Here is a 12941-nt window from a genome sequence, read left to right on the forward strand (position 1 = left end):
CTATGAAAAATAATTTAGATAACTGGTTTGAAGAACAGCGAAACTGTTTTGATATCGCTGAACCAGCCCAGGATCACGAGGTTCGTTTTTTAGATAAATTAAATGGTACTACGGTAAATAAAACCCCGCTACGTAAACTAAATTGGTGGAGACCACTAGCCGCGGCCGCTGCAGTACTCGTATTGGTATTTGCAGGTTACAGCTCCCTAAATACACCTGTAAACGCAGATCTGGCAACTGTTTCTCCAGAAATGGCAAAAACACAAGACTTTTTTACTAAAGCTATTGAAGAAGAATTATATAACCTTAATGAAGCCCGAACCCCTCAAACTCAAAAACTAGTAAACGATGCGCTAAAGCAACTAAAAGTCTTAGAAAGCGATTACTCAAAACTGACTAAAGACTTAACCGAAAGTGGTGAAGATAAACGTGTTATTTATGCGATGATCTCAAACTTTCAAGCACGCATAAACTTATTAACTTCAGTTTTAGAAGAAATTGAATCAATCAAAAATACAGATTATGAAAACCAACTACTTTAAATTTATACTACTTCTGTTTTTCTCTACGTTTTCTGCAATTGCACATACTACAGATCCTAAGTTAGGAGGCAGATATACTAAAGAGAAAAAAATATCTAAAGAATACACGGTAAATGCAAATGCACTACTTAAAATTAATAATAGCTATGGCAACGTAGATGTAATCGCCTGGGATCAAAACCGCATTACGATTGAAGTTATTGTCAAGACTAACGGTAATGACGAAGATAAGGTAATCAAAAAACTTAACGAGATTGATGTTAAATTTCAAGGTGATGCAACCATGGTTTCTGCATATACTGAAATCTCGGAAAGTAGCAACTCGTGGTGGAGCGCCTTTACATCTGGAAGCAACAATGTAAACATGGAAATTAATTATAAAATTAAAATGCCTGTTACAAATAATGCAGATCTAAGTAATGACTATGGTGGCATTTCTCTCGATAAAATTAAAGGTCAGGCAAAAATATCTTGTGACTATGGTCATCTAGATATAGGAGAGTTACTAGGTGATAATAACTTATTGAGTTTTGACTATACAAACAACTCTAATATTGCGTATATGAAAAGCGGAAAGATTAGCGCAGACTATAGTTCGTTTACACTAGAAAAAGCAGATAAAGTTTTATTGAATGCAGATTACACCAAATCAAGCTTTGGAAATGTAAAATACCTTAAGTACAATTGTGACTACGGAAGCATCAGCGCTAATGTCGTAAGTAATATTGAAGGGAGTTCAGACTATCTAACTGTGCGACTGGGCAAAATAAATGGCGTGCTAGATATTAATATGGATTACGGTTCTCTTAAAATTGAAGAAATCACCGCAAATGCCGGAAATGTACGTATAAACACAGAGTACGCAGGCGTAAAAGTGGGTTACAATGCTAATGCTAATTTTAAATTCACAATTAAACTTGATTACGCAAGTCTTAAAGGAGATGAAAATTTTGAAGTCACAAAAAGACAAATTGAGTCAACAGATAAATATTATGAAGGCTATTATGGTAACCCTTCGTCAAAAAATACATTCATTATAAATTCTGAATATGGTGGAGTAAGTTTATATAAAGTCAATTAATCAAGAAACATAATCAACATGAAAAAATTTACACTTATCGTGGCGCTTATCTCAATCGCTACAACGGCAAACGCACAATTCTGGGGCGGAAAAAAAATACAGGGAAATGGTAATCTAGTTACCAATAATCGGGATTTAAGTGATTATGATGAAGTAGGAGTCGCCGGGTCTTTTGATGTGATTTTAATCGCAGGAAAAGAAGGGAAAATTAGCGTAGAAGCTGAAGATAATCTACAAGAGTATATTATTACTGAGGTTAAAGGAAACAAACTTAAAATTTATACGAAAGACGGTTATAATTTAAATACCAGTAGAAATAATGTTATTACGATTACGGTCCCGTTTGAAGATATTAGCAAAGTTAGCATGGCAGGTTCTGGAGACATTATAGGCAAAGATCTTATTACGGCAGATCAATTTGAGTGTGCTGTTGCTGGTAGTGGTGATATGGTTCTTGAGGTTAACGCCAAAAATATTAGTGCTTCAGTAGCGGGCTCTGGAGATTTGACATTAAGTGGAAAATCTGATAAGAGTATTTTAAAAGTAGCAGGAAGTGGCGATCTAGACGCTTCAGATTTAAATAGTACAGATGCTGAAGCAAGCGTGGCAGGTTCTGGTGATATAAGCTTAAACTGTGATGGCGGTGATTTAAAAGCAAGCGTAGCAGGTTCTGGCGATATTCGCTACTCTGGGAAACCTAATAATGTAAGTTCTAAAATAGTAGGTTCAGGAAGTGTGAGCAACTAAGATTATATACATCAATCAAAATATTAATCTGAAAAAGGCTGCCTAAATAAGCAGCCTTTTTTTATTTTAAAGTTTCTGTAATACGTTTCCGCGGAACAAAAAGTAAAAGGATTACACCGGCAATAAAAAAGACGATAAAAAACAGAATGGCATACCTGACACTTCCTGTAAGTTGTGCAACATAACCATAACTCAACATACCTATTACAATTCCTATCTTTTCAGAAACATCATAAAAGCTAAAATACGAAGCCGTGTCTTTCTCCCCTTCCGGAATTAATTTTGAATAGGTAGAACGCGACAGGGATTGAATACCTCCCATAACTAAACCTACAAAAGCTGCTGTAAAATAAAATTCAAATGGCGTGGTGATTGTATAAGCGTAAATGCAAATCGCAATCCAGATACAGTTAATAACTATAAGCGTTTGAATATTTCCAAATCTTGCTGATGCCTTAGAGGTTAGCCAGGCTCCTAAAACTGCTACAAGCTGAATTAATAAAATACTTACAATTAATCCTGTGGTACTGTTTGTAGTACCCCAGTCTAACTCTTCAATTCCAAAATAGGTAGCCACGAGCATTATAGTTTGCACAGCCATACTGTATACAAAAAAAGCGGTCAGATACGTACGCATGGGTTTATCTGATTTCAGTTTTTTCCAGATTTTTTTAAGTTCTTTAAACCCGTTAAATAAAAGATCTTTTGTGAATTTCTCTTTTTTGTTTCCCTTTGGTAAATAATAATAGCTATACTGGCTAAAACCTATCCACCACAAACCTGTAAGAATAAAAGATAATCGTGTGGGCAAACCTTCATCTTCGAAACCAAATGTCTCGTACATTAAAATCATTGCAAGACATAACACCAGTAGGATAACGCTTCCTATATACCCTAAAGAATATCCCTTTGCACTTATTTTATCTTGCTGTTCTGGGAAAGCAATATTTGGTAAATATGAATTGTAAAATACAAGACTCGACCAAAAACCGATTAGCGCCAGAAAATAACAAAGCAGACCGAACCATAGGTATTCCATATCAAACCAGAAAAGGCCAATACACGAAACTGCTCCCAGATAACAGAAGAATTTCATAAAACTCTTCTTGTTTCCTATGTAATCTGCAATACCACTTAACAACGGACTTAACACAGAAACAACTAAAAATGCAGCAGCCGTAACATAACTAATTAGCGTATCGTTATTAAAGTCTATGCCTAGAAATGTAACTGTATCATCTAGTATTTTTCCGTTCTCATCTTTTACCAGCGTTAGTGCGCCATAAAAAATTGGAAAAACTGCAGATGCTATTACAAGACTGTACACTGAGTTTGCCCAGTCGTAGAACGCCCAGGCATTCAATAATTTTTTACTTCCTTTAGGTAAAACTTCCATAGATAAATGCTCCTTGTTGAAAGCCCTAAATTAAGAAAGCCGCTCTAATAGAGCGGCTTTTACTTTTTTATTTTATTGTTACCTATTTAAACGAAGTAACTCCAAACTTTTTAGCTTCGGTGACTGCTCTAGGAGCGATAGCCGTTAAAGCTTGAATACGAGTGTCTGGTGAAGGGTGTGTACTCAAGATTTCAGAAGTTCCTGAACCTCCTGCAGCTTTCATACGTTCCCACAGTTTAGGAGCCGCATAAGGATCGTAACCTGCAATTGCAGCTATGATAGTACCTATTTCATCTGCTTCAGACTCGTGACTTCTGCTAAAAGGTAAAATAGCACCTATAGTACTTGCAGTACCGTAGTACTGATTAAAAAGTTGTCCAGATTTAGAATCACCTAAGGCTAAACCACCTACTGCGCCTACCACAGATTGTGCTTCTCCTGCAGTCATACGTTGACCTCCGTGATTTGCTAATGCGTGAGCAAGCTCGTGCCCTAAAATCATGGCTAAGCCAGCTTCATCCTGTGCAATAGGTAAAATACCTGTGTACACTACAATTTTACCACCAGGCATACAGAATGCATTTATAGCTTCATCCTGAACTAAGTTATATTCCCAACGGTAATCATCAAGATAATTAGGATATCCTAAAGCGGTCATATAGCGTTCTGCAGCTTTTGCGATATTAGATCCCACACGTTGCACCATTTGTGCATCTGCAGTACCTTTTACAACCTTATTCTCCTTTAAAAAAGCATCGTATTGTTGAAATGCCATAGGAAACAACGTAGAATTATCGTATCTATTAAGCGTTTGCTTACCTGTAAATGGACTCGTCTTACAGCTTACTATAAAAAGCACAGCTACAAGTGCCAGAAGTATCGATTTAGATTTCATTTAAATTATATTTAGTTAGTGAGCGAAATTTACAAATTATGCCTAATGCGACACGCTACATTAGCTAAACTTTAGCAATAGACATCCTAACCTATAAGATGTACAACCGTAAAATTCTTATTAAGTTTCAGGTATTTACCCTCTTTATCAAGATTATTTAAATCATAATCAACATTGTCTACCGTAATTGATTTAATAACAAATGGCAGGCCTATCAAGTGCAGTTTTATGGTATTGTACGAAGTTTCAAAACTACCTGATTTGTGTTGCTGAATAGTTAACTCACGTTCTTTGCCTGTTAAATTTAAATTGCGAAGACTAAAGCGTCCCTTTTTATAGTCATAACCGTCATTAGCATCTTCATAAACCTGAGAAGCTTCTTTACCTATCTTGTAATACACATCAAGTTTTAACTCTGTAATTACCTTCTCATCTACATACTGCTGAACGGGATATCTAGGTATTATAGAGCCTTCTTTAACAAACATAGGTATGCGATCTAAGTCTGCATCTACCCACATTTCACGCCCACCTTCAATAACTGTTTTATCCCAGAAATCATACCAGGTACCGCGCGCAAGATACATACGCCTTCCCTTAGAATTAGGTTCTAATATAGGACAGACTAAAATATTGTTGCCAAAGATAAATTCATCTGTGCGATAGTTTGTATGTGGATCCTCCTGATCATAATACACCAGAGGTTTTATCATAGGTATCCCTTTAGTGGCATACTCATAGAACATCGTATACAGATAGGGAAGAAAGGTATAGCGCATTTCAATAAAGCCACGAGTAATATCGGTTATCTCATCGCCAAAAGTCCACGGCTCCTGATCACCGTGGTGTCCCGAAGAATGTACTCTGCAAAATGGATGAAAAACGCCCAATTGAATCCAGCGTGCAAAAAGCTCACCAGTAGGCTGCTCTGCAAAACCGCCTATATCAGTTCCGGTAAATGACATACCCGAAAGACACATACGTTGCACCTGATTATTTGCAATCCATAAGTGCTCCCAGGTTGCTACGTTATCACCCGTCCAGGAACTGGTGTAACGCTGGGCGCCGCTATAAGCAGATCTGGTAATTACTAAAGGTCGCTTAGGATATACATATTTTTTTACACCCTCATAAGTAGCTCGTGCCATTTGAGTCCCATAAACATTATGCGCTTTACGGTGACTACACGGGTGGCCATCATAATCGTGACGCACATCATCAGGAAAAGTTTTACCGGGAACCTCCATTACTGCAGGTTCATTCATATCATTCCAAACACCCCGTACGCCAATATCACCTACCAGTTCTTTAAAAAGACCAGCCCACCACTCACGCACTTCAGGATTTGTAAAATCTGGAAAAGCGCATTCACCAGGCCAAACTTTACCTATCATATAGGGCCCATCAGCACGTTTACAGAAATAATTATTTTCTAAAGCCTCATTATAAACCCAGTAATTAGAATCTATTTTGATTCCGGGATCTATGATTACAATTGTTTTAAAACCATCTGCCTCAAGCTCCTTAACCATACGTTTAGGATCTGGAAAATATTCCTTATTCCAAGTAAAGCATCTAAAACCTTCCATATAATCAATATCCAGATAGATACCGTCACACGGAATTCTAAGATCTCTAAACTTTTTAGCTAAAGACTTTACCGTGCTTTCAGGATAATAACTCCATTTACTTTGCTGAAAACCTAAAGTCCATAACGGTGGTAATTCTGGCTTTCCGGTAAGATGGGTGTAATTAGCAACCACATCACTCATATTAGGACCGTAGAAAAAGTAATAGTTCATTTCTCCTCCCGGTGCCCAAAAATTAGTAACATCTAAACGTTCCTGACAGAAATCGAAGTTTGTTTTGAAACTGTTGTCAAAAAAGATTCCATAAGCCCTCTTTTCTTTTAGACCTATATAAAACGGTACAGACTTATAAATAGGATCTGTGTCTTTACCAAAAGCATACGAATCTGTAGCCCAGTTGGCAAATCGTTTTCCTCTTAAATTAAGGTGCACGGGCTTATCTCCCAGTCCAAAAAAGGTTTCTCCGGGATGAGCTCGTTTACTCATTTTTACAATGTTTCCACCTAAAGTAAAACTCTCTTCATAATGAAAACCTATCTCATCTTCATTAATTAAAAACCCTTCACTATCCAGGATTTTAGTTTGTAAACTTATTTTTTCAATCTTAATAATAAGCTTCGTTGTAGTAACGATGTAGAAATTTTTATTTTCGGTAAGCTCAAGGTGATTGTAGCCTATATGACTATCAGGATCTATTGCATACGAGAAATCATCTTCTAAAATCCCTCTAGTGCCATATCTAAATCGTATAACACTATCCCGCAAAACGGTAAGTTGCAAAACGACTTCATTTAAGGTTGTAAAGTACAGTGTATCTACTTCTTGTCGTACCTCTTTTATATCATTAGGGAATTGATTACCCTTCTGTTCTAACTCTGTATTAATGATCATAAACCGCGCCTTACAATTATGTTAGCCCTACTAAAGTAAGGGTTTCATCTTCATTTTTATCTAAAGAATTAAAAAATAGTGACTACAACGTTAACGCTGTAAGTCTACTACTTAAGGGTATATACCATTAATGCTAGTGGTGCCAAATCAACTTGTATGGAATGTTCTCTACCATTCCAAGAGATATCTTCTACCGTTAGTTTATCGGTAATGTAATCGCCACTCCCACCGTAAACTGTTTTATTACTATTAAAAATCTCCTTGAGATTCTTTTTTACTTTAAATACTTCGGAAGGTAAACCAATGCGGTAATTTTCTCGGGGTACCGGTGTAAAGTTACAAATTACGACAACTGTATCTTTTGGCTTATTGCCTTTTCTCATATACGTAAGCACGCTATTCTCACTGTCATTCCATTCTAGCCACTCAAAACCTTCCCGGCTAAACTGATTTTCATAAAGAGCAGGATATGTCTTATATAATTTATTTAAATCTCGCACGCAATTTTGTATACCAGAGTGATACTCGTATTCTAGTAAATGCCAGTCTAAGCTTTGCTGAAAATTCCATTCTGAACTTTGAGCAAACTCACCTCCTTGAAAAATTAGATTTGCTCCGGGATGCGTAAACATATAGCCAAACATCAACCTTAAGTTCGCAAAACGTTGCCATTCTGAACCCGGCATTCTGTCTAGAAGAGATTTTTTACCGTAAACCACCTCATCGTGTGATAGCGGCAGCATAAAATTTTCGGTAAACGCATAGGTCATACTGAAGGTAATGTCTTGCTGATGAAATTTTCTAAATGCAGGATCTTTCTTAAAATACTCCAGTGTATCGTGCATCCACCCCATCATCCACTTCATTCCAAAACCTAAACCTCCTGCAAACACAGGACTCGAAACTCCTGCATAATTAGTTGACTCTTCAGCTATGGTTTGTACGTCAGGAAAATTCTCATAAACAGAAACATTCAATTCCTTAAAAAAAGAAACGGCGTCTAGATTTTGATTTCCACCAAATTCATTAGGCTCCCACTCCCCATCTTCTCTAGAGTAATCAAGATAAAGCATAGAGGCAACTGCATCTACGCGCAAACCGTCAATATGATATTGATCTAGCCAGAATAATGCATTGCTAATTAAAAATGCGCGTACTTCATTACGACCATAATTAAAAATGTACGATTTCCAGTCTGGATGCCAGCCTTTTCTAGGATCTGGATGCTCATATAAATGAGAACCGTCGAAATTTCCTAATCCATGAGGATCTTCGGGAAAATGGGAAGGAACCCAGTCTAGAATAACACCTATGCCAGCCTGGTGAAATTTATCTATAAGTAATTTAAATTCTTCGGGATATCCAAAACGTGATGTTGGCGCAAAATATCCGGTAAGTTGATATCCCCAACTAGGATCGTAAGGATACTCCATAATGGGCATAAACTCAACATGAGTAAACTGCATATCCTTAACATAGCTCACCAGATCGTCTGCCATTTCTGTATAGCTGAGACTTCGGTTTTCTTCTCCTGTTTTTCTCCAGGAGCTTAAATGAACTTCATAAACAGAGTACGGAGCATCAAGTGCATTTTTGGTACTTCGGCTTGCCATCCACTTCTTATCCTTCCACTTGTAATCTGCTTCATAAACTACAGATGCTGTCTTAGGCGGGTGTTCTGCTCTACGTGCAAACGGATCTGCTTTTTCAGTCTTTATATCATTATTAGTAGACTGTATTTTGTATTTATAAATAGTGCCGGCTGCGACTCCCGGTAAAAACCCTTCCCAAATTCCGCTACCATCCCAACGTACATTAAGTTTATGATCACCTTCTATCCAAAAATTAAAGTCTCCCACAACCGATACTGCTTTTGCGCTAGGAGCCCATACTGCAAAATAAGTACCCTTTACGCCATTAACGGTTGTGGGATGTGAACCTAGTTTTTCATAGAGTCTAAAATGTTTTCCGGATTTAAAAAGATCTATATCAAAGTCAGAAAAAAGACTATACACTTGTACGTTACTCATAATTTTGTTGGTTAAGTATATTTGAGATTCCTTTTAGGGGAATAATTGCCCAGGTGGGTCTGGCATTTAGCTCATAACCCAGCTCATACACCGCTTTTTCAAGCAAGCAATATTGCAATAAAAATTCGATTTCTTTAATGTAGCCTATGTTTAAATTGGCTGTTTGAACTTCTGTAATATAGGTCTTTAAAAATACTCCTACGATATGGCTATATAAGACGTCTGCTATTTTAAAAAGATCTTCCTGATTAAGATTAAGTTCACTCTCGTTATTAAATATGGTAGCATAAATAGCATAATTAAAAGATCTAAATATACCCGCAATATCTTTTATAGGAGGTTGCTTTACTTTACGGTCCCTAATTGTGCTCTCTGGCTCACCTTCAAAATCAATTATATAAAAATCGTGATCCTGAACTAAAATTTGCCCTAGATGATAATCGCCGTGAATACGTATACGCTCACTTTTAAGTTTATCTTCATCAAAATCAAGAAGCTGTTTTCGTATAATTTTTTTCTTACTCAGCAGTTCTTCAGCTAGTTCAAGCGCTAATCCATTAAGCTTATAAATGTTATTTTCAACTAAATTTATTCGGTTTTCAAACTGATAAATAAGACGGTTTTTTAACCATACAGTATAATCATTTCCAAAAGCCTGTGGGGTAAATGCTGTGTTAGATCGCTCTGATCCCAGCGCAATATGCATCTGAGCAGTACGTTTTGCTATCTGTGCCACATCTGTAAAAAAACTTTGAGGACACCAGGCTAAAATTTCTGATGGAATCTGATCTATGGGTATTTGCTGCAGATATTTAGTGGCTTGTAGAAAATCTACATTTGGTTTTTGTCTTGATAATTCTTCAAATATAAGTTTTACTTCGTGTGTAAAATACTCCCACGCATCACCTTGATTAGGTACTAAAGCCTGCAGTAAGCCTAATGTAATTACATTTTTATTACTAAAGCGCAATGTTATACTTCCTAGATATTTTGGAGTATTAGTAAATGTCCCCTTCATTGTTAAATACTTACTAATCTCATAATCGGGATTTTCATCTACATAAACCCTTCTGAATATTTTTAGAATGTATTTATCATTATAAATTATTGATGTATTACTTTGCTCAACGCCCATAAGTCTGCTACTCTCATAACACTTTGCCTCATTAGTACGTCCTCGTCTGTAAGCTACTTCTTTATATTTAAACTTATCACCCTCGAGTATTTTTTCAAATATTTGCTTTCTAAATGATTCTAAAATAAGCGCATCAACGAGATAGCCTTCTACCCCATTTAATTTTATACGTACTATGTAGTTATCCCCTATAAGTTCTGCATCTGTAACAAATGCAACGGGTAGAAAATAATTTTGAACAAAAGCTTCCTTGTAATTCACTTCGAGAACGATACCATAAAATAAATCTCCTTCTCGCTCAATAGGAAAATCATCAATAATTTCTATATACTTTAAAGCACTTGCTTTACCGCCATACCAACGTTGATTTAAAATATATTGCTCAAGGATATTCTCACAGAGCTCTTTTCTAAAGCGCTCTTCTTCTAGTAAGTTTTTCCATTCTACATCATAGTGTATTAAACAACTCCCCGCTCCCTGATTATCCTGACTCATAGTTTATTTGTTCTTTGTTAGTTTTTAATATTAGCTGTTTTTACCTAAAAATCTGGAAAATATGAAAAGGCAATGATGGGTGCAGCTCAATATAATTCCATTCTTCATTCCAATGATATGTGCTGTCAGTTATCAAATCTTTTACCATAATATGCGCGCCCGGGGTATGACGCATTAACTCATAAGGTAGTCGTACTCTTCCTGATTGTTTGTAATACGGGTCAAGACTTGCAACGATTAGAAGTTCGTTAGTCATGTCTTGATTCCATTTATAATATGCGATAAGGCCTTCATTACCTATCTCACAAAATCTAATATTATTAGTCTGCTGCAGTGCAGCTTGCTCCTTACGTATGGCGTTAATTTTAGTTATTACACGTATCAGTTTATTATCTGTGTTCCAATCCCAATGCTGAACCTGATACTTTTCAGAATTATAATACTCTTCTTTCCCGGGTACGGCTTCAGAAACCATAAATTCATAAACAGGACCATAGAGACCTATATTACTGCTCATCGTTGCTGCTAGCGCATACCTTATTAGATGCTGCGCTTCATTTGCTCCTTGCAAATGATACGGATTTATATCTGGAGTATTGGGCCAAAAATTAGGTCTGTAGTATTCTTTTTGTTTGGTTTGTGTAAGCTCAGTCATATACTGCGTTAGCTCGTGTTTGCTCGTTCTCCACGTAAAATAGGTGTAAGACTGGCTGTAACCCTCTTTACCTAATTGCTGCATTACCTTAGGTCTGGAGAATGCCTCGGCTAAGAACAACACATCTGGATGTTTTTTCTTGATTTCTGAAATAAACCAGTTCCAGAAGTAAAATGGCTTGGTATGCGGGTTATCTACTCTAAAGATATTTATTCCTAAATCTATCCAATGGAAAGCTACACTTAAAAGCTCTTTCCACAGGTCTTTGTAGTCATCAGATTCCCAATTAAAGTTTACAATATCCTGATATTTTTTAGGCGGGTTTTCTGCATATTGCATTGTACCGTCTGGTCGTTTCTTAAACCAGGATGGGTGTTGTTTAAGGTAAGGATGATCAGGTGCTGCCTGAAACGCAAGATCCATTGCAATTTCAATCCCCATTGCATCTGCCTTTTTAATTAAATGTTTAAAGTCTTTCTCAGAACCCAGTTCAGGATGTATCGCTTTATGACCTCCAAATTTAGAACCTATTCCCCACGGCACACCGCTATCTCCTTCAGCAGCATTAACAGCGTTATTTTTTCCTTTTCGATTTACTTCTCCTATGGGATGTATGGGAGGAAAATACAATGTATCAAACCCCATAGCTGCAACGCGAGGCAATAAACGCTCACAATCTTTAAACGTACCGTGCTTACCGGGCACTTCACTCGCTGATCTAGGAAAAAACTCATACCACGTACTAAAACCAGCCTTTTTTCGGTCTACATAAACCTGAAGTACCTTACTGTCTTTAGCAAATTTGCGGGTAGGGTTGTCTAAAAATATTTGGTGTAGATCGCCAGATTGCGCTATTGCTATAGCCTCATCATAACGCGCTTCATCTGCAAAAGCTTCCTTAGCATTTTTTAAATACTTCTTACCCTCCTTATCAAGCTGCTTTTCAATGGCTTTTATATACTGAATACCATCTAACAACTCACTCTTCACGTATTGACCATCCTTTAGTTTTGCTTCAATACCGTGCTGCCAGTTTAAGGCGTGATCTATCCAACCACTAATTTTATAATCGTAAAAACCCTGATTTTCAACATTAAATACACCGGTATACACATCATTCTCTAGAGGTGTTAGCCGTATCGTTTCCCAGTTTTTAGAATGCTCCCAATTGTAACAAATTTCTGCCTGTAACACGTCGTGACCGTCTCCCAGTACATCTGCGGTTACCTCAATTAACTCTCCTACTACTCTTTTTATAAAAAACTCACCATTTTGTAATTGGGGCTCTATATTTTGTATTACGATACGTTCTCGTGTCAAAATTGAATATGTTTTAAAAGTTGATACCTAAAATTAGCACTAATTAATTATATGAGTACGTAAAATACTAATTTGACGACTCTTTAACAAAAAGAGTCTGTTAGTTAGGCTTTTGTTAAATAATCGACCAATACTGCGGCAAGCTTTACGCTTTAATTAATTTTA

At 36.7% G+C, this 12941-nt stretch carries 9 protein-coding genes; 3 read left to right on the forward strand and 6 right to left on the reverse strand.

Annotated elements, in window-relative coordinates; translation table 11 throughout:
• The first annotated feature begins 2 nt into the window (after nucleotides 1-2).
• Genes ACIGAM_RS13855 through ACIGAM_RS13865 form a run of 3 tightly spaced genes read left to right on the forward strand, consistent with a single transcriptional unit; the run spans nucleotide 3 to nucleotide 2370 of the window.
• Nucleotides 3-542, forward strand: a complete 540-nt coding sequence (locus ACIGAM_RS13855) for a hypothetical protein (RefSeq protein WP_396512045.1) — start codon at nucleotides 3-5, stop codon at nucleotides 540-542.
• On the forward strand, nucleotides 523-1623 hold the full coding sequence (locus ACIGAM_RS13860; protein ID WP_396512047.1) for a hypothetical protein: 1101 nt from the start codon (nucleotides 523-525) through the stop codon (nucleotides 1621-1623). The genes ACIGAM_RS13855 and ACIGAM_RS13860 overlap by 20 nt, the downstream gene beginning before the upstream one ends.
• Before the next feature lie 18 nt (nucleotides 1624-1641).
• Nucleotides 1642-2370 (forward strand): head GIN domain-containing protein, encoded by a 729-nt coding sequence (locus tag ACIGAM_RS13865; protein WP_396512048.1) that lies wholly within the window; start codon nucleotides 1642-1644, stop codon nucleotides 2368-2370.
• Between the two features lie 61 nt (nucleotides 2371-2431).
• Here ACIGAM_RS13865 and ACIGAM_RS13870 read toward each other — a convergent pair whose 3' ends face one another.
• From ACIGAM_RS13870 to ACIGAM_RS13895, 6 genes are all read right to left on the reverse strand, one after another.
• The gene (locus ACIGAM_RS13870; protein ID WP_396512050.1) at nucleotides 2432-3766 is read right to left on the reverse strand and encodes an MFS transporter; all 1335 of its coding nucleotides are present in this window, start codon (nucleotides 3764-3766) and stop codon (nucleotides 2432-2434) included.
• 82 nt (nucleotides 3767-3848) lie between these two features.
• Complete coding sequence (locus ACIGAM_RS13875) at nucleotides 3849-4661, reverse strand: M48 family metallopeptidase (protein WP_396512052.1); 813 nt, start codon at nucleotides 4659-4661, stop codon at nucleotides 3849-3851.
• Between the two features lie 86 nt (nucleotides 4662-4747).
• Complete coding sequence (locus ACIGAM_RS13880; RefSeq protein ID WP_396512054.1) at nucleotides 4748-7141, reverse strand: glycoside hydrolase family 31 protein; 2394 nt, start codon at nucleotides 7139-7141, stop codon at nucleotides 4748-4750.
• A gap of 107 nt (nucleotides 7142-7248) precedes the next feature.
• Nucleotides 7249-9171 (reverse strand): 1,4-alpha-glucan branching protein GlgB, encoded by a 1923-nt coding sequence (glgB, locus tag ACIGAM_RS13885; RefSeq protein ID WP_396512056.1) that lies wholly within the window; start codon nucleotides 9169-9171, stop codon nucleotides 7249-7251.
• Nucleotides 9164-10801, reverse strand: coding sequence for a trehalose synthase (locus tag ACIGAM_RS13890; protein WP_396512057.1), 1638 nt, complete (start codon nucleotides 10799-10801; stop codon nucleotides 9164-9166). The genes glgB and ACIGAM_RS13890 overlap by 8 nt, the downstream gene beginning before the upstream one ends.
• Before the next feature lie 40 nt (nucleotides 10802-10841).
• On the reverse strand, nucleotides 10842-12776 hold the full coding sequence (locus tag ACIGAM_RS13895; protein ID WP_396512058.1) for an alpha-1,4-glucan--maltose-1-phosphate maltosyltransferase: 1935 nt from the start codon (nucleotides 12774-12776) through the stop codon (nucleotides 10842-10844).
• Nucleotides 12777-12941 lie beyond the last annotated feature (165 nt).

Origin of the sequence: Leeuwenhoekiella sp. NPDC079379 (assembly GCF_044542075.1) — a bacterium.
Lineage (GTDB): Bacteria > Bacteroidota > Bacteroidia > Flavobacteriales > Flavobacteriaceae > Leeuwenhoekiella.